Genomic DNA, 23,045 nt, shown 5'->3' on the forward strand with positions numbered 1-23,045 from the left:
GTAGAGCTAATGATTATGTATTAGTTATGCTACGATTAGTTCTTAATAATGGTGTAAAAGGACCTTATATTTCTTTTTCAGTACCGGCTTCTTGTTCATCTGGGTCTGGTTCAGGTCCTGGTGGTATTGAAAATGGGGGGGGATTTATCCCTCATTTTAGTTCATCAAGAGTAATAGGTAATAATCTTCTAGAAGATTTTACCTACCATATCTATCCTAATCCTGTAAAAGGAAAGCTAAATATTGAAGGCAATTCTAATTTTATGAATAACATTGATGAAATTAAAATCTATGATATTAATGGTGCTTTAATAAAAACATATGAATTTATTCAGTATGAAAGTAATTCTTTTGTTTTAAATACAATATTCTATATGAAAAGGATCAGTTATATAATCTGATCCTTCATTATCTTCTTGAGAGAAGAATGATCATTTCTCAGAACAACCATAAGACCAATTCAAGACTGTATACTCTCCTTTTGCATTGAATAAAACTGTCTTAGTAGCCGGCCATCCAGTTTTTGCTCTATTTACACCACCCAATTCTCTTTCACCCATTTTCAATCTTGACCATCTTTTTTTCTTAGTTGGTTTTTGATAGACACGATTTCCAATAGCGTATTCTAAACAATTTCTGATTTTGTCTTTGTCATTTTCTGATCGGTTTTTTCTCTTTAATATTGAAGCTTTATCCTCATAATAATAATGTATTAAATCTCCATGGAAATCTTCAATTATTGAAGAAACATCATTATATCTTTGATAATCATCTTCAATTTTAGCAGTGATATACCACTTTTCACCACCTAAACTATCAGGGTAAATGCTTATTTGTACTATTCCTCTATTGTTTCTAAATAGATCATATTTAACAAATTCACTTATTGTTTTTCTTATCAAATTTCGTTTTATAGTATCATCTTGTGCAAGAGTAACTATATTACAATATTCTAGATCCTCTTTATTACTTTGTGATTTCGTACATGAAAAACCAATCAGAAAAATAAATAAACAAACATATCTACTAACAATCACTATTATTTTCACAATCTTTATCCTCAGTTGAAATTGTACTATTTTCATTATTTGGTAATATAACCATCACTCTATTATCAAGAAAGAATCCACTAACTTCATTTTTGGTTGCTTTTTGCATATTTATCATAGTGTTTACTGCATTACATTCACCTTGAACTTCAATACACTATTTTCAGATATACTAGCACTTTGACAATCTCCATATGAGTTTCTAAACTCACCATCACCTACATTCTATATCGAACTCTTTTAATACTATTTTTAAAATTTCACTAAGAGACAAATATTACAAATAAAACTATGTTTAAAGAACTGTATTGCTCTTTCGTGATAAATAATTACCTATTGTCTATTCTTTATTTAATACAATAGGGAAAGATATGACCTTTAATAACTAAAAAATGACTACTTAATTAATAAACGTATTCTTTACATTTGAATAATATCCTAAATGAAGTCTCACGAATAAATTAACTATGAAAAGAAATCTACTAGCAAAAAATGTTTTTCTAAATAGGTATAATCTTCTATTTGGTTGTGTGTTATTTTTACTAATTATCCTTCTCGAATTTTATAATTTAAATACTATCGAAAGACCTAATAAGATATTTAAGTCTATTGCTTTTAACTTTTATATGAAATTATTTATCGAATTGATAGCTGTATTTATATTATCGTTATTTCCTTATAGAATTTTGTTTTTTAAAGAGAAGAAACAAGAGTTCTCATCAATTTTAGAAGATGAATTTATTAAAGATATAGACCAATTAATTTCTGAAAATATAGCTGATACCGATTTTCAAGTGATAGATATAGAACGTTCTTTGGGGTTGAGTAGACCTGTATTATTACAAAAAATTAAACAAGCAAAAGGCACTACATTAGTCAATTACATCAAATACAAACGTATTGAAAAGGCCAAGCTTTTATTAGCAACAACTACAGATAATATCTCTGAAGTAGCCTATAAAGTAGGATATGTAGACCCGAAGTATTTCAGTAAAACTTTTAAAAAACAAGAAAAGAAATCTCCAAGTCAGTATAGAAAATCTTATTATAAAAATGAAGAAATACAAAATGATAAAGATTTTGACTTTTATTTAAAAAAGTAGCTTTAAAGTACTTTAAATGGCTGTAAATTAAAAGGTGGATATTTTTTTTATCCACTAATCTTTAAAAAAACACCCCATTTGCTCCTTCAAAAGTCATGAGTTTAGCACTATAATTTTTTGCAAACTTAACTATGAAGAAAAGTATGAAACAAATGAAATGGGCTTACTTTTTATCACTATGGAGCACTTTGCTCTTTGTAGTGATTTGCCTAAACACTACCAATGTTCAAGCACAAAATCCAGAGGTACCAACTGGAATTGTTTATGCTCAAGACACACTGTTTATGAGGAATAACCAAAATGGCAGTACAGAGCCGTATTATTTTTCTGGTACGAACAACTACTACATGATGTACAAATCTATGGATATGGCAAAAGATATCTTAGATGGTATGGTTTGCTTAAACCAGAAGGTGGTAAGAATGTGGTTTTTTATGGATGGAGAAAAAGTACATGATGGCTACAGTTTCCAATCTGCTCCTTACACGTACAACGAGGCTGGATACCAACACATGGATTCTATTATGGCAGAATTGGAAAAAAGGGACCTTAAGTGTATTCCAGTTTTTGTAAATTATTGGTCGGACTTTGGAGGTATGCAACAATACGCCAATTGGACGGGTGGTGCTGCCACAGATTTTTACACTAACCCTGAGATGAAAAACATCTATAAGAAGTATGTAGATTCTTGGTTAGAGAGAACAAACACTGTTACGGGGAGAAAGTATGCTGACGATCCTACCGTTTTTTCTTGGCAATTAACAAACGAAGCGAGGTCTACTTCTGCTACTGTTGGAGCATATGTAAATTGGGCAGACGAGATGTCTACTTATATAAAAAGTAAAGACCCATATCATATGGTAAGTATGGGAGATGAGGGGCTTTTTAATTATTCTTATGATGAGGTAAATCAGATAAATGCAGAAAGAGAAGCCAATGGAAAGGATTTACTTACACAAGATTGGCAATATGCAGGTGGGCAAGGAGATTGGATCGGGCTAATCAACCTACCAAATATTGATTTTGGGACTATTCATAATTATGCAACAGACAATTGGAGCAAGGATTTAGAATGGGGTGAAATATGGACAGCTTACCACGTAGAAGTAGCACATGGTTTAAATAAACCTTGTATTATGGAAGAGTACGATAAAGCGTATACGGGTACTTGGGACTTAACCAAAGATCAGGAAAGAGCCGAGGTAATGAAAGCTTATACAGATATTATTAACGAAACAAATATGGCAGGGGATTGCTCGTGGATGTTAGTTGGTATTAATACATCGGCTTCAGAACCCCCAACTCCAGGTTACACCACTGTAATTGAAGGTGGCTGTGATACACAAACGCCAGTAGATGAGATTTGGTTATACCGTGTAAAGTGGCCAGGAGATGGACATCAGTATTCACGTTTTGATCCGTATACAGCACCTGTACTTACGGCTCACGGACAACGAATGTTAGAGAAAAATATCCAATCTGCACCTGGAGATTTCGGTAAATTATCACCAACAAATTCAGCGGAAAGTGTTAGTGTAATCCCTACTTTTTCATGGGAAGGAGCTCAATTTGCTTCTAATTATACATTAACTATTTCTACTTCGAGTAACCTAAGTAATCCTACTGTATATTCTGATATTAAAGGGACTTCATTTTCTTTAGATCAGTCAAATAAATTAGCTTACAACACTACGTATTATTGGCAAGTAGAAGCAAGTAATTATATTGGAAATAAAGTAGCGGGTAACGTAAGTACTTTTTCTACACAAGCACCTCCACCACCAGTTGGCATTTTTTCTCCTGTGTTACCTTTATCGAATGATGTACCTACTACGGCTACAGAATTTGCTTGGAGCACATCTGATAATGCAGAATTTTATCACTTAACTGTTTCTACATCAAGTGATTTGTCTAACCCAATTATTGATGAATTAAGTATTGATGGAACGTCGTTTGTATCTTCAAAAAAGCTGTCAAATTTCACAGCATATTATTGGTCAGTAACTGCCTATAATTCGTTATATGAAGAAACAATTGATGGAGGAACGCAATCTTTTATCACGCAATTACCTTCGCCTATAATAGATAATTTTGAGAGTTACACATCTTCTACCATAGCAACGGCTTGGGTTCAAAATCCTAGCGGAGGTACTGTAAATGTAAGTACAGATATAAACGCTCCTTCTGAAGGTGTTCAAGGGATGAAGTTAACGTATGATTTCTCTTCATACGCAGGTATTACAAGAACAATTAATGCAAATTTATTGGGGTATGATGGTATTGGCTTTGCCTTAAAAGGTGATAACTCAAATCGTACTCTTTTACTTCAGTTTTTAGAAAGTTCTGGAGAATATTGGGAGGCTTCTGTTCAAATTCAAGGTAATGAAGACGTTTATTTACCATTCTCCAATTTTGAAAACCCAAGTTGGGGCGGTGCAATAAATGGTACAGTTGATCAAGGTTCAATTACACAAATTGCATTTTACTTTGGAGGTGAAGCAGGTAGCGGAACTATAACAATTGATAACTTAAGAGGAGTAATTACTTCTGGCGAAAATAGAGCTCCTGTAGCCAATGCTGGTATTGATTTAATTGTAGAGGATGAAGACAAAGATGGTTTAGCTAATGTAACCCTTTCTGGTGCTGCATCTTTTGATTCGGATGGATCAATTGTAAATTATTCTTGGACAGAAAATGGTGTAGAAATCGGGATTGGAAGCACTCCTGTTTTATCACTTTCTTTAGGCGATCATTTGATTACTCTAGAAGTTACAGATAATCAAGGAGCGACAAGTCAGGATGATATTACGGTATCTGTGGTAAATCCTGCAAATAAAATTCCAGTTGCGAGAGCTGGTGACAATCAAGTGGTTTCTGACACTGACGGAAATGGTTTAGCAACTGTAACATTAAATGGGTCTGCTAGTAGCGATGAGGATGGCACAATTACAGATTTTACATGGATAGATGCAGGTGTAATTGTGGCAGAAGGTGAAATAGTAAACTTAGAACTTCCAGTAGGGACAACAAGTATTCAGTTGCAAGTTAGAGACGACCAAGGTGCTTCTTCTGTAGATATAGTAGAAATAACGGTACAAGCAGTAGGTGTTAATTTACCTCCAATTGCAGCAACTAATGGGGTTACGGTTACAGATACAGATGAAAACGGAGAAGAAGTTATTCTCTTAGATGCTACAAATAGTACTGATACAGATGGTCAAATAGTATCATATACTTGGTTTGAAAATGGAGTTGAAATAGCAAATGGAGCAACTGCACAAGTAGTTTTTGCAGTTGGGGTTCATGCTGTTACACTTACAGTAGTAGACAATGAGGGTAAATCAGCCTCAAAAACAGTTCAAATTATAATAAATACAACTAACCAAAAACCCTCTAGAATAGGTATACATTGGACAACATGGGATGTATCTCATTTTGAAAACTATACAGAGCATATTGGTAAAATGGAAAGTTGGGGTATTGAATATGTTTCTATTAACCTTACCTACTTTATCGATACTTATGCAGAAGGAATTATCACTACTTTAGATGGAAGAGAGAAAACACCTTCAATTGCTTTACAGAAAACGGTGATAAAATCATTAATTCAGAAAGGTTTTTATGTAAACTACCGTCCTCATGTAGACCCTATAAAATTTGCTATGCCTTTAGGTGATGCTAGAGATAATTTAAATACTATTCCTGGTGGGCAAGATTGGAGAGGGAAATTTGATCAACTAGATCCAACAGATGCAAGTATTGGTTACAAGGAGAGAATTATTTTACCTGGTTTACAAATGCTTGCAGAGTCGATTAGAGAAGCAGGTGCACCAATAACTCCAATTAGATATGATTTAGGAGCAGAATTAATGGATGCAATGCTTAACTATCCTGAACAATGGATTGCTTTAAGAGAGGAAGTGAGAACATTGTTAGCAACAGATTATGCAGATGTAGCACAACATATTACACTAGGTCATAATTTCTGTCATCATTTTGAGTATTTGAGAAGACTTGAAAACCACGATGAATATTTACAAAGAATTACACCAAGTAACGAAGTTGAAGACCCTAATTTATTTTTAGACCGTCCGGGTGTAACAGAAACAACGCGCTTAAAAATTGGAGAATACATTGCTGGTCTTGACGAGGTGAGTATTTCTCAGTATATGCCTTTAGATATTTTATCTACAGGGGCAACAACTCCAGCTGATGTTAAGAATGCATTGGCATTGCACGAAGAAAATTTCATTAATGAGATTTTAATGCAAGAGTTAGGAATTGCTGCACAAGATATTCCTGCACTGCATATTGGTGAATACGGAATGGGTTGGAGAGGATTAGCTGCTCCAAATGTTTGGGATGTAGATGCTTGGAATGCTGCAGGTAGAAGCGATGGAATTCTTACTGATGAGCAACAAATGGAAGATGCTAGAATTGCTATTGAAGGGATTGTTCAATACGTAAATGATACGGAGAATACAAAATTCAACTCTTTCTTACTTTGGTTTGGAGGTGCTCCTTATGACCTTATTAATATTAATGAGTATTCTGAATGGTACAATGAACCTGCGGCAAATACTTTAGAAGCATATTGGTCTACACACCAAGGTTTTCCAAGTATTGAAAGACCATTTGATGAAGTAATTGCACTCCGCCCAACAGCTAATGCAGGTATTGATCAAGAAATTATTGATACTGATAAAAACGGTACTGAAACAATAGCTTTAGACGGTACATTAAGTAAAGATACAGATGGAGTAATTTCTTCTTATTCATGGGTTTTAGATAATCTTGAAATAGGAACATCAGAAACACTATCAATAGATTTACCTGTTGGAGTACATGTAATAAACTTAACAGTAACGGACAATGATGGTCTTACAGCTACAGATTTAGTTACAATTACTGTTATAAGTGAAGAGTTACCGCCTGTTGAATTGTTAAATATTGCATTATATAAAGATGTGGAGATATCTTCTATAGATGGTTTTGCAGGTGAAGGAACCGCAATTACTGATGGTGATTTAACTACGCGTTGGGCTAGTGCATGGGCTGATCCGCAATGGATTTATATTGATCTAGAAAATGAATATGAAATTTCTAGTGTAGTATTAAATTGGGAAAATGCTTATGCAGATCAATATAAAATAGAAGTGTCTAATGATGCTCAGAGTTGGACAGAAGTATATCTGCAAAATGCTGGAAATGGCGGTGTAGAAACAATAACATTAAATGCTCAAGCAACCTATGTTAGAGTGTATTTTTCTAATAGAGCAACACAGTGGGGTAACTCTTTATGGGAAGTTGAAGTATATGGTACTTTAATAGAAAATGGTGATAACCCACCAGTAAATACATTACCTATTGCAGATGCTGGTGCAGATATTTCTATTGAAGATATAGATGATAATGGTACTGAAACTATTTTATTAGATGCATCTTTAAGTTCTGATAATGACGGAACTATTACAGTATATAAATGGTATGATGGAAGTACGCTAGTAGCAGAGGGGATGACTGCAAATGTTTCTTTAACAGTAGGAGAGTATGTGATTTCTTTAGAAGTAACAGATAACGCTGGTGCTACAGCAACAGACAACATTACTATTAATGTGTTACCTAAAGAAGAAGTTACTTTACCATCTGCATGTGATGGATATGAAGAGTGGTCTAGTACTAAAGAGTATACACAAGGAGGTATGCAAGTAGTATACAATGGAAATATTTATGAAAATAAATGGTGGACTGTTGGTACAAACCCTGCATCGAATTCTGACCAATGGGGTGTTTGGATTTTAAAAGGATCGTGTGGTAGTAATAGTAGAGCTACAACAACTACTTTAGAAGCTGCTATTACACTTTACCCTAACCCTGCTAAAGATGTTTTAAATATCTATGCTGTCGGTTTTGAAAAAGTAATAGTATATGGTATTCAAGGCAATAGGATTGAAGAATCTATTGTGCCTAAGTTACAAATTTCTGAATACGGTACGGGGATGTATATTATTCAAATTATTACTTCTGATGGAGAAAATACCATTCGCCAATTTGTAAAAGAGTAATGCTTTTATTTTAAGTAATTAAATATAATTATTTACAGATTGCTTAAAGGTGGCATTTTGTTTTAGTTCAAAAAAATAGATTGTGTTTATTTACACACTATTTGAATTAAAATGAAATGTCACTTTTTTATATAAAATTCATGTGAAAAACTGATTTTCTCTCGAAATAAATACTGAATTACAAGAAGAACACCGTTTGTAGTATGTATATTTACAGTAGAGCCTTTTTTAATTAGTCTGTTTTGATAGACAGTCTAATTTTTAATAAAAAGCACTACTACGAACAGAATCTAAATACTTTTTTATTCAATTATTGAACACTTATTTACTTTTCGATAATTCACCAGCTACATAGATTCTTTTGAAGATAATTGACAATAATACCGACAGACAGTTTTATTTTATATGAGACAATTTTTTAAATTTTATACTAGCTTACTATTAGTTTTTTTGTCATTATTTTGTTCAGCTACCCCACTTAAGTTAGCCAACTTTTCGGGGTCGGTTACAAATATTATGCAAGATTCTGAAGGCTATATTTGGTTTGCTACTTGGGATGGACTATACAAATATGACGGTTACCAACTTACTACCTTTGGTGAACGGGAATATAAACCTTTACTCGATAAAAAGATTTCTGCAGTAATGGAACATTCAGATGGTACAATTTGGATAGGCACCGATAATAATGGCATTTTTATCTATCATAAATCATCTGACTCTTTTGAACATCTTACAGAAAAATCTGAATCAGCTCGTTCTTTAGGCATCAAAAGAATTACATCTTTTGCAGAAGATAACCTAGGTAACGTATGGATTGGTACTCAAGGAAATGGGTTGGGATATTATTCCAAGAGCGATGGGATTTTTAAAATCTACACTCGTAGAAATTTTGGGAATCATTTTAATGCACAGATTTTTCAAGATTTAGTGTTATCTGTCCATTATGACCATAATGGGTATTTATGGTTTGGAACAATGCAAGGTTTGGCATGCTTAAACATTAAAACATTCGAACTTTCCCTATTAACAGGTAAGCCTTTTGTAGGGGTATATAGTATTTATCAGTCAGAATCAAATGATATTTGGTGCTCTAATATGCAAGGAATCTTTATTGCTAAATTTCAAAATAAAGCACTTTCTGGTAAAGTTGTAAAAGAAATTGAGAACAACAATAAATCATATATAACACCATCTTTATCACAAAAAAATAAGTTATGGTACATGACTTCAGAAGAGGTGTATGCAATAAATACAATCAATTATGAAGTAAATGACTTTCAGAAGTATAATTCGAAAAGTGGTTTTTCTGCAATATTAGAAGACCGTTCAGGAACATTGTGGGTAGGTACACATTTTGGTGTTTATATGTTGGACCTTTTTCAGAAACCAATTTATCCTCTTTTCTCAGATGTAGTAGACCCTGTTGTAGCTATTGGCGAGGCCAACGATAAAGTATGGGTAGGCACAATTACTGGTAAATTATATTTTGAAACGCCTAATTATCAAAATAAAAATAAGTGGGGTAAGAGTTCGCAGAGGTTTGAACAGATTAGTGCAATAGTTGGACGAAATAATAACGTATGGGTTGCTGCAGTTGGACTGGGAATTTATAAGCTAGACAACAGTTCTGGAAAAGTGAAAAAGTTCTATTCTCGTAGTAATGAATTAATGAACCCATACATTATGACAATGGCCTTGAATAATTACGATGGCAGTTTATGGGGCGGTTCTTGGGATGCAGGCTTAACGTATTATTCTGATAAAGATGATAGGTTTTATGATTTTAAAACGGGACTTGGAAGAGAATTATTCAATACGCCAATAATTAAAATCCTACCTGTTAGTGATGAAGAAGTTTGGATAGGTACTCGAGGGCAGGGATTGTGGAAGTTGCAGTATAAAAAAGGGTTTGAGATTACTAAACTAGAACAGTTTAATGTACGAACACCTACAATGAATACATCTTTAATTTCTGATATTATTGAATATGATAACAATAGTTTGTTGGTAGCAACTGAAAATGGATTGTTTAAATTTTTAAGAGATAAAAAACATTTTTCTCAGAAAGATATTCCAAATAAACTTGCTAAGGCGACAATAAGTAGTATTGAAAAAGAAAAAGATAATACAATTTGGGGAACAACATTAACCTACGTTTTTGAATGGAAAGGTGATGAAATATATACGTACACTGAAGCAGATGGCTTATCTAATGAGAGGTATTTTAATAATGCAAAATTATATACTTCTAAAGGTGATATCCTTTTTGGAGGGGAGAAAGGTGTTGATGTTTTAAATGTGATCAATTTTAATAAAAACCCTTATGATGTAACGCCAATTATCACAAATTTCTATTTAAAAGATCACGTTATTCACCCTAAAGAACTGGTAAATGGACAAATTTTATTGGCAGATAGAATACAGAATCTTGAACAAATAAATTTAAAGCATGATCAAAATTCTTTCGGTTTTTCTTTAAGTAGTTTGAATTATTCTATAGGTGATAAAAAGGTTTTTACATATAAATTAGAGGGTTTAGATAAAGATTGGATTACAGCTCCTAACGGAAAGTCATTAATAACCTACACAGGTTTGATGCCCGGAAATTACACTTTTGTAGTTAAAGCATTAAATGTTGATGGGAAAATATCGAGTAAAGAAGTAAAGTTAAAAGTAAATATTAGCCCTATTTGGTATAGAACAACTTTGGCGTATGTAATATATACCATTTCTTTAATTGGTATTTTATTCTTGTCTATGGTTTGGTGGAGAAGAAAAGTATTACAGGCTAACAGAGATAAATATGAACATTTAAAAATTCGTGATGAGAAGATAGAATATGAGAGAAAGGTTAATTTCTTTACAAACTTATCGCATGAATTAAGAACTCCTCTAACATTGGTTTTAGGGCCTATAGAACAAATTTCTAAGAACGAGACGGTAGATGTGGCGTTACAAGAACCTCTAGGGATTGCCTATAGAAATGCTCAAAGATTATTACGTTTAACAGACCAATTAATGTTTTTAACGAAGTCGCAACACGGGCAAATTGGTTTAAATATTAAAGAAGAAGAAATTAAATTTTTACTTAAAGATGCGACCGATGCATTTAAACATATCGCTAAACGTAAGGGTATAAATTATACTGTTCAGTTACCAATTGAAGACGAAGGAAGAAGTATTTATATTGATAAAGTAATGCTAGAAGCAGTACTGTATAATGTTTTATCAAATGCATTTAAATATAATGTTAATAATGGTGGTGTTTGGGTGAATGCAAGTTTATGTGTGTATGCAGATGTACAACCTAAGTTTGAAAGTTACCAAGGTAATACGCCTTCTAAGTATTCTAAACAGTATTTATCAATAGAAATTAAAGATTCTGGAATAGGAATTAATAAGAATGATTTGGCCATTATTTTTGATCGTTTCTATCAAGTAAAATCAAAAAATGATACTGGTTCTGGAATTGGTTTGGCCTTTGCTAAATCAATTATTGAGGTAATGAACGGTATTATTTATGTGGAAAGTGAGCCATCTTTAGGATCGAAATTTACATTGTTAATTCCTGCAGATATTGATTTCTATAGTAAAGAACAGAAAGAGAAAGATAACCTAGAGGAAGTTTCTAAATTATTATATTCTACAACAGAGAAATTAGAATTTAATTCTTCAAAAGAAACAACGCAACAAGAGGAGAAAGTAGAGAAACAGGAGTTGGTTCTTATTGTAGAAAAATCGACTGATATTAAAGAATATATTGCGAGTATTTTAGGTAAGAAATATAAAATAATGTACGCAACTAATGGTTTAGAAGCGTATGAGAAAGTCTTGAAATATTTCCCTTCTTTAGTAATTGCAGAGATTTATTTGGAACAAATGGACGGTTTACAACTTTCTCAGAAGATTAAATCTGGAGAAAAAACAAAGAATATGCCCATCATTTTGCTTTCTTCTAATCCAGATACGCAAGAACGTATTAAAACGTTAGAAGCTGGTGCAGATTCATTTATTTCTAAACCTTTTACCTCTAAACATATTGAAGTTAGAGTTGAACAATTATTAAAAGTAAGAGCAAATTTATCTACAGCTGTTACCACACAAAATAAAGCAGTTGATAAAAATAAGATGTCAGCAGGCCAGAGTGTTTCTTTTGAAGATCAGGCCAGAAAAATTGTAGAAGGAAATATCTCTGAAATTGATTTCTCAGTTCCAGAATTAGCAAAAATAATGGACATGAGTACTATTCAGCTTTATCGTAAAATGAAAACGGAAACAGGAATGCCTCCTGTAGAATTTGTGCGTAATATTAGATTGCAAAAAGCACTGGAGTTGTTAAAAACTTCGGAGTTGAATATTTCTGAAATTGCTTACGAGGTTGGCTTTAATGATCCTCAATATTTCCGTAAATCATTTAAGAAACAATTTGGACAAACACCTACGCAATATAGAAAACCAATAAAATAAGGTTTTAAATTTTTACTGAATGAGTAGAGAGTTTATTTCTCTGTAAATGTGTTATTAGTTATATCAAATTGAAAAAAAATGCTATCTAAAATTAAAGATGAAAGTAAATGTTGGTGGTGTAATTCATCTGAATATGCATTAAGTGGTGAGCATAAAATAAAAAAAACTGATATTGAGCAACTCTTTGGAAAAGGGGATGAATTTAAAGAGCAGAAGTTTATTAAGGTAGTTGGAAATGGGATACTGAAAGGACAAATTCAAAGCCCCTCTTCTAATATTTTAAAATTTAACAAAAAATTGTGTTCTAATTGTAACGGTTCTCGGAGTCAACAAATGGATAGGTCATATGAGAAGTTTATGAACTATTATAATGAAAATAAAGAAAAAATTAAGACTTCAAAGATATTTGATTTAGGTGAAATTTATGAAAGTAGATTCAATGAATCATATTTAAATTTAAAACGTTATTTCATAAAACACATTTGTTGCAAAATTGTAGATGATTTGAATTTGTTACCTCCTTTGAATTTAATAAACTTCTTAAATGGAAAAGAAGAATTAAAGGATGTAAAGATTATTTTTAATATTAAACCGTATGCATTTTCTGTTAAAGACCCATTTACGACACCTTATATTTCATCATTGGATATACTAAAAGAAGAGGATAATACTATTGCAATAATTATGGGGTGGTTTACTGTTAATCAATTGTCAATTAATTATATAATCGAAAAAAACATTAATTGTGATTTAGTTGATGGAAAGATCATCGATGTTGGAGTTTTTGATTATAAGGGTCTAAAACATTGGAATGAAATTATTGATTCGTCAAAAAAACCTGAAATAAATTTTAAACTGATCTCTGATCTTTTTGAAAATTACCCTTTTAATCAAGAAAAAAATAAGCTAGAAAAAGCATTGAAAATGTATAAACACTTAAAATATCAATAATTATTTTATTGTATTTTGAAAATATTACTATTATTCATAAGTGAAATATATCTCAAGAAAAAAGGAGATACTTTTTACAGTATCTCCCAATAATTAATTAGTTTTAGTTTTGTTGGTGTGATGAAATTTAGAACATTGAGCCGTCTGTTATCATAACATCATCTAGGTTAACTTCATACGTTTCTCCATCAACATTACCTGTTGACATACCAAAGTAGAAGTAGTCTAGAACACCACCAAAATCAGGAGCTACGGCATCGCCACCCCAGTTACCCCAGTTTAATTGAGATAACCTAATAGAGTACAATACCCATTCTCCTTTCGTATCAATTGCATAATTTTCTGTATCTATATCAGCTCCAAATTTTGTTTCATTTTGGAAGATTTCAAATTGCATATTACCTCTGTTTTCACCTGTGTTTGCCCAGAAAGAAATATGTGGATCTAGTGTTTCAGCTAAATCAATATTCTGAGAGTTAGGGAACTCTAAAGTACCTGTCCAATCCCAAGGGGTAACAGCAGCTTTTGTAATATGTAAGAATTTATCACCAACAATTGGAGCTACACTTCCACCATTAATTGCCGCAGTAGCAGAACCACTGTAGTTATGTACGTCATCTTCGAAGTTATTGAAAACATAAACCTCTTTAATCGGTCCATCGGTAATCATAATATTATCAATATTAAGTATATACGGGTTGGCACCGTTACCTTGTTTGAATGATAACTTGACAAAGTCTAATACACCTTTAGGATTGATAGCTTCTAATCCACCGCCCCAATCTGCTAATTCAAAATCAGCTAAACGGATAGTAACCCATTGCCATTCGTTGTTTGTAGCTCGGAATACATAATTGTCTTCGTCGTTGCCCGTAATTCCACCTTTAAAATCACCACCATTGTTCGTTCCGTCTTGACCAATTACTAATTGGAAATAACCTTGAGAAGCCTCAGAGTTAATTTGGAAAGTTAAGTGTGGGTCTGTGAATTCTACCAAATCAATTGGCTCACCATAATAGATTTCACCCATCCAAGATGTCCAACCATCTCCATCATTTTTTCTAACAGTTAAATAATGCTCACCTCTTGCTTTCGTAATGCCTTGACCTTGGTCAATTCCACTTTGTGGCGTTACATCTCCTGGCGTGAAAGGGTTCACACCATCTTCAAAATTATAAAGTACAACAGGAGCAACCGGGTCTATAAAGTCTGATGGATCTTCTACAAAAATTTGATTAGATTCTGGAATATCGTTACCATTATAACACAATGCTTTGATAGTAACTACATCTGGTAAATCTCCAGGAGCTAAAATAGAAATTGAATTAGACGCACTATTTGCACCATTAACAGGAATAACTCTTCCATCAATTGTTACTTCGTAAATAAGGTCTACGTTTTCACCTTCAATTTTGAAAACCTGTCCACGAGTAATTCTAGCAGGCCATGTTGTTACCTGAGTTTCTGGATAAACAGGAGAGTATTCTGTTGTAGTAGAAACTTCTTGATCATATGCATTGATAACACGTAAGTTAGAAGTTTCGAAAATTCTTGGAAGCGTTGCAGTAAGTTCGTCCTCAGTCTCATTGATAGAGATGTCTGAACAAGGCATTCCGCCAATTAATACTTTTGCATTTTTAAGGTTCTCACCTTGAATTACAAAAGGTATACCGATGTTAGTATTTTCTTGAAGAGAAGTTTCTATAATAGTTGGTTGAGGGAAAGCAATATCGTTTGCTTTACTGAACTCTTTTTCAGATGTACATGATTGCACCCCAATCCCTACGCTAACTAAAGCAAAGGCAACTGTAATCTTCTGTATTTTGTGAAGTATATTCATTGTATTAATGTCTTAATGTTAGAAGAAGAGGAGAGACCTAAATCTCTCCCTTTGTAGTATTTAGTAGCCAGGGTTTTGTGTAATCCCGAACGATGCTACTTCTCCTGCAGGAATAGGTAAAACCGGTACTCCATTTAATTTCTTTCCTTCCATATTGGCAACAACGGTAGCACCTGTTATTGTAGATCTGTACCCAATATTATCTTTCTGTAATGCAGAAGTGTATTGGTCAGTTCTAAGTAAATCCCAAAGTCTTAACCCTTCTAGAGAAAGTTCTACTCTTCTTTCGTGAAGTATTGCTTCAAGAAGTTGATCTCCTGTAGCAGTAACTTCTGGTAAAGCACTAGAGTTATCACGAGCTGTGTATGTATTAGCATTTTCTTCCCAACCTTTAGGGTAAGTCATTTTACGTGCTCTATCTCTTACTTCATTTACTCTTAAAAGGGCAGTAGCTGTATTTCCTAAATGATAAGCCGCTTCAGCGTTCATTAATAAGACATCAGCATATCTCATTTTGCGTTGGTTTTGCGGATTATCAGATTGTTCGTTTGGTCTTAAAGCAGCATCCATAAGCATTTTTCTAGGGAAGTATCCCGATAAAAATTCTGATGTAGCAACACCTTGTTGGATACCGTGAGCATACTGACCGTTTTGCCCTGCAGTCCACTCCATTCTTGGATCTCCAGTTTCGAACTCATTGGCTAAATCAGTTGTTGGGTTTAAGAATCCCCATCCCCAACCTTTGATATCACCAGCACCACGAGGAGCCGTTAAGATAGGAGAAGTAGAACCTGTATTCTGATTTGCCCATCCAGTATTAGATGTTGTATGTTGTACTTCAAAAACAGAACCGACACCATTTTCACCTTCTTTTTCAAAAACTTCTGCTAAGTTATTAGCCAAAGAATATTCTCCAGAAGTAATAACTTCGTTTGTGTAGTTGTAAACATCATTCCAAGCATCTGCACCTTTTGTTTTCCAGATACCCACTTCATACATTAAAACTCTAGCGAGGTAACCTTTAGCAGCACCAGAAGTAGCTCTACCTACTTCCATTTCACTTTTTGTTCCTAAGTTTTCGCTAGCAAATTTTAAATCAGCCTCTATCTGTGTAAGTACTTCAGCTACCGGAGTTCTTGCAATTTTTCCAATTTCATCAGGAGCTACTGGAGTAGTAAATAAAGGAACATCACCAAATAAACGTACTAAGTAGAAATAGCTATATGCTCTAATAAAGTAAGCCTCACCTAATAATTTATTTTTGTCAGCCTCATCAAAACTACTTGCAGGTTCAATACCTTTAATAGCAGTATTTGCTCTATGAATTGCTTGATAGTATGTTTTCCAAGCTGTATGAGAAGTAGCATTAGCATTGTTAGCATCCCACTCTTTAAGCATTTGCACGTCTTGCATATCGCCAAAGTCAGACCCACCTTTCCAGCTATTGTCAGTCATTACTTCTCCAAACATCCATTCTTGCATGTGTGCAATTACACCTTGATCTTGAGCAATAGCTTGGTAACACGCGTTTACAGCTAATGTTGCATTTTCTAAGTCATCGTAGTAGGCTGGTGTATCTACAGCTTGACCTTGTGGCTCTCTTTCTAAGAAAGAAGAACAACCGTTAGCAGCAATCAATAAGCTTGTGCATGCTAACACTTTTATAATTTTGTTGAATTTCATTTCGTTATTTTAATTTGGTTAGCTATAGATTAAAAAGTAACGTTTAAACCTAAAGAATAAGTAGTCGATTTTGGGTAGTTACCAATATCTACACCTTGGGCAAGAGGGTCACCATAATGGTCAGAAACTTCAGGGTCATAGCCACTGTAATTAGTGAAAGTGAATAAGTTATCTGCAGAGGCAAAAATTCTTAAACGTTCTAAGTGAATTTTGCTAGCTAAATCTCTATTAAGTGTATAGCCTAGTTGTACGTTTTGAAGTCTTAAATAAGAAGCATCTTCAATGTAACGATCTGAGAATCTTGCATTGTTATTTGGATCTCCAGATACAACCCTTGGCATTGTTCCATTAGGATTGTTATCTACATGAAATCTATTATTGAAATAGTTGCTTGTTTGATTTTTCTGAACGTTAGAGTTCTCAATCCAAAATTTTTGCACATTAGCAATTTCGTTTCCGTAAGAACCAGTAAAGAAGATGTTTAAATCAAAGCCTTTGTATTCCATTCCAAGGTTTACTGATCCTGTAAATTGAGGGATAGCTGAACCTAAATTTGTTTTGTCGTTATCGTTAATGATACCATCACCATCACGGTCAACAAATCTAACATCACCTACACCAGCACCATCTTGTAAAGGGTTTCCTTCACTATCAACATGTGCGTCTACCTCTTCTTGTGTTTTAAAAATACCGTCTGTTTGGTAACCGTAGAAGTAGGCAATTTCTTGATTTTCTTCTGTTCTAGTTATATACCCTAACTTATCAATATATCCACCATCAATGTGTCCAGTTTCTCCAAGATCAGTTACTTTATTGTCTATAATTGCAATGTTAGCTCCAACGTTCCATTTAAAATCGTGTTCGCTGTTTCTTACATTTATAGCAAATTCAAAACCTTTGTTCTGCATTGTACCCACGTTTACATTTGGAGAGTTAGCCCCAACATAATCAGGTACAGGCTGTGGAACAACCATATCTGTTGTGTTCTTAATAAAGTATTCAGCACTTAATGTTACCTTATCGTTTAAGAATCCAGCATCAATACCAAAGTTACTCATCTGAGCAGTTTCCCATCTTAAATTAGGGTTAGACATTGTTGTAGGAATACGACCTTCAACTACATTGCCATTTACTACATAACGTAAGTTGTTTGTAATTGTAGATAAGTAATCGTTATTACCAGCAGAAGATTGGTTACCAACTTCACCCCATCCAGCTCTTAATTTTAATTGCGAAATAGCTTCTGAAGAAGACAAGAAGTTTTCTTCTTTCATGTTCCAACCAGCAGAGAATGAAGGGAAAATACCCCATCTATTTTCTTCGGCAAATTTAGAAGAACCATCTGCTCTAAGTGTTGCTGTAAAGAGGTACTTATTATTGTAATTATAGTTAGCTCTTGCAAAGTAAGACATTAAAGATGATGCTCCTTGATTAGAAGTAGCAAAGAAGTCTGCACCTTTAGCAGCACCTAGATAACGCATGTTTTCGTTAAAAGGCACATCGTATCCTGTAGCAGATATATTATTAAAGCTAAAGTTTTGCATTTCCATACCGACCATTGCCCCAATGTTGTGCTGCCCGAATGATTTAGAATAGTTTGCATAGTTAGACCATACCCAATCAAATTTATTGTTTCTATGTTCATCTAACTGAGAAGTATTTCTTTGCTCTTCGTTAGAAACAAAGTACTGAGGTAAATAGATTTTCTGACTTTGGTTTCTGTAATCAACACCAAAGTTAGATGTTAATGTTAAATCCTTATTTACTTTAGCATTTAAAGAGAAGTTACCTACAATTCTGTTATCAAAAGATCTTTTATATTGCTCTTGTTCTGCCATTCGAGCAGGGTTGTTGTTATAAGACCATGTTGCTCTTGCATAAGAACCGTCTGGATTAAGTACAGGAGTAATTGGATCTGTCCATAATGCTTGTGTTAATGGACTTTGATAAATATCATTTAAATTAGTAAGAGAGTAGTTTGCGTGTGTGTAAGCTATATTTTGCCCAAACTCTAACCAGTTTGTAAGTTTATTGTTGTTATTAAATTTCACAAAGAACTTCTCTAAGTCAGTTCCTTTAAGAACACCTTCATCTTTAACATAAGAAGTAGAGATGTTGTACTGATGTTTATCAGAACCACCATTAATACCCAAGTTATAGTTTTGGAAAGACCCTTGTCTTAATAATTCATCCTGCCAGTCTGTACCAGAATAGTTTCCGTTAGCAATATAAGAGAGTTGTTCGTGTTCGTTAGAGCCATCTGCAAATCTTTGTGCTTCTAACCCCATTTGAGCATATTGAGAAGCGTTTGCCATTTCTATAGTGTTAGCGGCTGTTTTAACACCTGTTTGTGCATTAAAAGTAAACGTTACTTTGTCACCAGCATATCCTTTTTTAGTAGCAATAATAATTACACCATTTGCTCCTCTAGACCCATATACAGCAGTTGCAGAAGCATCTTTTAGAACTTCCATAGACTCGATATCCTGAGGTGCAATGTGAGAGATATCTTGCATTGGGAAACCATCTACTACATATAAAGGGTCTGAGTTATTAATAGTACCAATACCTCTTACTCTAACTTTAGAGCTTCCGGCAGGATTACTAGAAGTTGTCACCTGAACACCAGGAACTCTACCTTGAAGTGCTTTATTTACATCTTCTGTAGCAACAACAGTTAATTCATCAGAACTTACTGTAGTAACAGAACCTGTAACATCACTTTTTTTAGCAGTACCGTATCCAATTACGACTACTTCTTCAAGTTCTTCTAAATCGACATCCATTTTGATATCAATAGTGCTTTGAGAACCAACGGTTAGTTTTTGAGTAACATAGCCAATAGATGTTATTTGTAGTATTGTATCATCTGCATCTACATTTAGTTTAAATTTTCCATCAAAATCTGTAATTGTTCCTGTGGATGTACCTTCAATGGTAATGTTAACTCCAGGAAGAGGACTATCTGTTTCATCAGTTACAGTACCTGTAATAGTACGCTGCTGAGCGTGGGCACTTACTGTAATTATAATAGCGATGAACAGCAGAAAAAAATTCTTAATAATCTGCATGATTAACTATTTTTTGTTTAGTTGTCATTCTATCTAATAATGAATTAGATGAATTTGAAAAAATTGAATAACCGCGGCGTTATGTTTACAAATGTAGCGTAGACACTAAAAAAAATGAGGTCAAATTTTGACAATTATGCGTTGAAAAAAATAAATTTTTATACCTATCAGTTTTTAAAATGTGTAAAAATCTTACATTTTTGATGAAAAAATACCTGTCAATTTTATCCTTTATTTGATGTGCTTTTTAAAATAATTTGCGTTGCCTAGACTCTTGTTTAATAGCTGGTGAAAAGAATCTTTTTTGTAGTAAAAAATAAGTAATGAACTGTAATATTTGTCTTTTTTTTATGAAAAAATTTGATGTAAAAAAATGTATAAATGTAATATTTGTCCTTTAAAAGTAGCTTCTATTTGCTTAAAATCAATGTTTGTGTAATATAATTACCTATTATCAATTATTTGTTAATACCGTTACTCTGTAGCTGTACTTACCAAAATTTAAAATTTCCATAACAAGCCTCATACAGCTTACTACATTTGAGTATCGAAACAAGTAAAAGGCAATTCTAATCTGGCTCCTAATGTGTAAATATTATACATATATAATTAAATGTATACTTCTTATTCTAAGTACTACTTCATGTGCAGTAATGCAAGAGCAGACTGTAACACAAACGGTAGTAAAACCTAGGGTAATAATAACTACAGATATATGTAATGATAAGACAGATTCGAATGATAAACAATCATTAGGGCATCTTTTATTATACGCTAATCAGGTAGAAATTATTGCATTGATTCCTGATGATTGTTCTGAAAAAGGACTTCTAAATATTAATGAATGTCTAACTGCTTACAGTGTAGATTTCAATAATAAAGAAAACAATTTTCAAGCTTTAGGTTTTCCTTCTCCTTCTAATTTACAAAATAGATTAATAGAGAATAAGGATAACGCAATTAAAGTACTAATTACTGAAGCAAGAAAACAAAGCGATGCTCCCTTATATGTACTTGTTTGGGGTAACATGAGAATCATTAAAGATGCTCTTTTTGCAGCCCCTGATATAGCATCAAAAATTAGGCTATTAACAGTAGGTACAAGAATTAAATCGCCTTTTGAAGATAGATGCGGAAATTTAAATTGGAACGGATGGGGCAGAACAGAAGTTTTCTCAGATCATCGATTTAAACAAATGTGGTGGATTGAAAATGATTGGGCCAATATGGGGTTGTTGATAGGGAACGAACCTCTTGAGATAATTAATGAGATAAAGAGATTTGGAGCACTAGGTGTTTATTTAGAGAAAGTAAATGCATTAAAGCCAGGTTTTAAAATTGCAGACAGTGCAACACTTCTTTATCTATTGGATCCTACAGTTAGTAAAGATCATCCAGAGTATGGTGGTTGGGCAGGGAATTTTATAAAGCCATATCCAGTAGAACGCCCTAATTATTGGGTGGATAGGGCTAATACTAAGAAATGGAATTACCAAAACCCTTGTGATACATGGGAGTTAGCTGAGCAAGCGTATACCGAACGTACAAATGCAGTTAAAGAAAGAAGAAAGGTAATGTATGCTCAATTAACTGTAAGAATGAAAAAACTATACAATCTATCACTGAATAACTAAAAATGAATTTTTTAATACTAAAGAAATGAAAAAGATAATTATAAATATAACCTTACTCTTAAGTGTACTTTTTGTGCAAAACAATTATGCAGCAAAAACACAAGATGGTCAACCAACTCTAAATGATAAGAAGGCTACTACAGAAACTGTTCAGCTTTATCAAAAGTTAAAACGTATTTCTGAAAATGAGAAAACAGTATTTGGCCATCAAGATGATTTAGCTTATGGTTACCATTGGTGGGGAAATGATTCTGACATTAAACAAGTTACAGGAGATTACCCAGGATTATACGGATGGGACATGGGACACCTTGGTGATGAGAAAAACCTTGATGGAGTAGCTTTTTCTGATATTAAAAAATACATAGAACAAACGCATTTAAGAGGAGGGATTACAACTTTAAGTTGGCACATGATTAATCTTAAGATGGAATCAAGCTCTTGGGATAAAACAGCAGTTGTAGACCAAATGCTTAAAGGTGGAAAATACCATAAGCAATTTTTAAAGAAACTAGATCTATTTGCTGAATTTGTAAATAGCTTAGAAGTTAACAATAAGAAAATTCCAGTTCTTTATAGACCTTGGCATGAGCATAACGGTTCTTGGTTTTGGTGGGGAGCAGGAAACTGTTCTAAAGAGGATTATATAAAATTATGGCAATTTACCGTTAACTACCTCAGAAATAAAAAGGATGTGCATAACATTATATATGTTTACTCAACAGATGCTTTTAAATCTGAAGAGGAATATTTGGATCGCTACCCAGGAGATGACTATGTAGATATTTTAGGTTTTGATGATTATGGTGCATTTAAACCAAATGCAACTAAAGAAAGAGAAGATTGGGTTGTAAGAGAATTAGAAACAGTAGCAAAGTTAGCTGATGCTAAAAATAAGCTATGTGCTTTTACAGAATCTGGGTTAGAAGCTGTGACTGACGATACCTTTTTTACAAAGCGTTTACTATCAAAATTAAATTATAACGAGTGGACAAAGAAAGCTGCTTATGTAATGTTATGGAGAAATGCCAATTATGAAAAAGAGCAAAGAGATCACTTTTATGTTCCTTATAAAGGCCATTCATCTGCCGCAGATTTTATCAATTTTAAAAATGATCAGAGCATCCTTTTTGAAGCAGATCTGAAAGAATTAAAACTAAACTAACAACAAACATAATT

12 protein-coding genes are annotated in these 23,045 nt (G+C 33.3%); 7 read left to right on the plus strand and 5 right to left on the minus strand.

Annotated features, from left to right (window positions below; all coding sequences use genetic code 11):
* The first annotated feature begins 26 nt into the window (after window positions 1-26).
* Window positions 27-401, plus strand: coding sequence for a T9SS type A sorting domain-containing protein (locus KM029_RS24935; RefSeq protein ID WP_144077124.1), 375 nt, complete (start codon window positions 27-29; stop codon window positions 399-401).
* Window positions 402-431: 30 nt separating this feature from the next.
* On the opposite strand, the gene KM029_RS24940 is transcribed toward KM029_RS24935, so the two are convergent.
* Complete coding sequence (locus KM029_RS24940) at window positions 432-902, minus strand: hypothetical protein (protein WP_158631259.1); 471 nt, start codon at window positions 900-902, stop codon at window positions 432-434.
* Between the two features lie 124 nt (window positions 903-1,026).
* Window positions 1,027-1,158, minus strand: a complete 132-nt coding sequence (locus tag KM029_RS27095) for a hypothetical protein (protein ID WP_262712728.1) — start codon at window positions 1,156-1,158, stop codon at window positions 1,027-1,029.
* 517 nt (window positions 1,159-1,675) lie between these two features.
* Here KM029_RS27095 and KM029_RS24945 point away from each other — a divergent pair.
* The 4 genes from KM029_RS24945 to KM029_RS24960 all read left to right on the plus strand — a co-directional run bounded on the left by KM029_RS24945 (window position 1,676) and on the right by KM029_RS24960 (window position 13,638).
* The gene (locus tag KM029_RS24945; RefSeq protein ID WP_158631260.1) at window positions 1,676-2,152 is read left to right on the plus strand and encodes a helix-turn-helix domain-containing protein; all 477 of its coding nucleotides are present in this window, start codon (window positions 1,676-1,678) and stop codon (window positions 2,150-2,152) included.
* A gap of 131 nt (window positions 2,153-2,283) precedes the next feature.
* Window positions 2,284-8,217: a PKD domain-containing protein gene (locus KM029_RS24950; protein WP_144077127.1), complete on the plus strand. Its 5,934-nt coding sequence runs from the start codon at window positions 2,284-2,286 to the stop codon at window positions 8,215-8,217.
* Window positions 8,218-8,622: 405 nt separating this feature from the next.
* A complete protein-coding gene (locus tag KM029_RS24955) occupies window positions 8,623-12,687 on the plus strand; it encodes a hybrid sensor histidine kinase/response regulator transcription factor (protein ID WP_144077128.1) in 4,065 nt (1,354 codons plus the stop codon).
* 78 nt (window positions 12,688-12,765) lie between these two features.
* A complete protein-coding gene (locus tag KM029_RS24960; RefSeq protein WP_144077129.1) occupies window positions 12,766-13,638 on the plus strand; it encodes a hypothetical protein in 873 nt (290 codons plus the stop codon).
* A gap of 127 nt (window positions 13,639-13,765) precedes the next feature.
* On the opposite strand, the gene KM029_RS24965 is transcribed toward KM029_RS24960, so the two are convergent.
* The 3 genes from KM029_RS24965 to KM029_RS24975 are packed head-to-tail and all read right to left on the minus strand — an operon-like array spanning window position 13,766 to window position 20,232.
* Window positions 13,766-15,478 (minus strand): hypothetical protein, encoded by a 1,713-nt coding sequence (locus tag KM029_RS24965; protein WP_144077130.1) that lies wholly within the window; start codon window positions 15,476-15,478, stop codon window positions 13,766-13,768.
* Window positions 15,479-15,538: 60 nt separating this feature from the next.
* A complete protein-coding gene (locus KM029_RS24970; protein ID WP_144077131.1) occupies window positions 15,539-17,161 on the minus strand; it encodes a RagB/SusD family nutrient uptake outer membrane protein in 1,623 nt (540 codons plus the stop codon).
* A 29-nt stretch (window positions 17,162-17,190) separates the two neighbouring features.
* On the minus strand, window positions 17,191-20,232 hold the full coding sequence (locus tag KM029_RS24975; protein ID WP_144077132.1) for a SusC/RagA family TonB-linked outer membrane protein: 3,042 nt from the start codon (window positions 20,230-20,232) through the stop codon (window positions 17,191-17,193).
* 584 nt (window positions 20,233-20,816) lie between these two features.
* On the opposite strand from KM029_RS24975, the gene KM029_RS24980 reads away from it, so the two are divergent.
* Both KM029_RS24980 and KM029_RS24985 read left to right on the plus strand, forming a co-directional pair.
* Window positions 20,817-21,866: a nucleoside hydrolase-like domain-containing protein gene (locus KM029_RS24980; RefSeq protein ID WP_144077133.1), complete on the plus strand. Its 1,050-nt coding sequence runs from the start codon at window positions 20,817-20,819 to the stop codon at window positions 21,864-21,866.
* Between the two features lie 25 nt (window positions 21,867-21,891).
* Entirely contained in the window at window positions 21,892-23,031 is a 1,140-nt protein-coding gene (locus KM029_RS24985; protein WP_144077134.1) for a glycoside hydrolase family 26 protein, read from the plus strand.
* Window positions 23,032-23,045 lie beyond the last annotated feature (14 nt).

Source organism: Flammeovirga kamogawensis, from assembly GCF_018736065.1.
GTDB classification, from domain to species: domain Bacteria; phylum Bacteroidota; class Bacteroidia; order Cytophagales; family Flammeovirgaceae; genus Flammeovirga; species Flammeovirga kamogawensis.

Bases quoted from the DNA above. Each gene is read 5' to 3' on its own strand.
- KM029_RS24935 (WP_144077124.1), top strand. From the start codon at position 27: ATGCTACGATTAGTTCTTAATAATGGTGTAAAAGGACCTTATATTTCT.
- KM029_RS27095 (WP_262712728.1), bottom strand. From the start codon at position 1,158: ATGCAAAAAGCAACCAAAAATGAAGTTAGTGGATTCTTTCTTGATAAT.
- KM029_RS24945 (WP_158631260.1), top strand. From the start codon at position 1,676: ATGAAATTATTTATCGAATTGATAGCTGTATTTATATTATCGTTATTT.
- KM029_RS24950 (WP_144077127.1), top strand. From the start codon at position 2,284: ATGAAGAAAAGTATGAAACAAATGAAATGGGCTTACTTTTTATCACTA.
- KM029_RS24955 (WP_144077128.1), top strand. From the start codon at position 8,623: ATGAGACAATTTTTTAAATTTTATACTAGCTTACTATTAGTTTTTTTG.
- KM029_RS24960 (WP_144077129.1), top strand. From the start codon at position 12,766: ATGCTATCTAAAATTAAAGATGAAAGTAAATGTTGGTGGTGTAATTCA.
- KM029_RS24965 (WP_144077130.1), bottom strand. From the start codon at position 15,478: ATGAATATACTTCACAAAATACAGAAGATTACAGTTGCCTTTGCTTTA.
- KM029_RS24970 (WP_144077131.1), bottom strand. From the start codon at position 17,161: ATGAAATTCAACAAAATTATAAAAGTGTTAGCATGCACAAGCTTATTG.
- KM029_RS24975 (WP_144077132.1), bottom strand. From the start codon at position 20,232: ATGCAGATTATTAAGAATTTTTTTCTGCTGTTCATCGCTATTATAATT.
- KM029_RS24980 (WP_144077133.1), top strand. From the start codon at position 20,817: ATGTGTAAATATTATACATATATAATTAAATGTATACTTCTTATTCTA.
- KM029_RS24985 (WP_144077134.1), top strand. From the start codon at position 21,892: ATGAAAAAGATAATTATAAATATAACCTTACTCTTAAGTGTACTTTTT.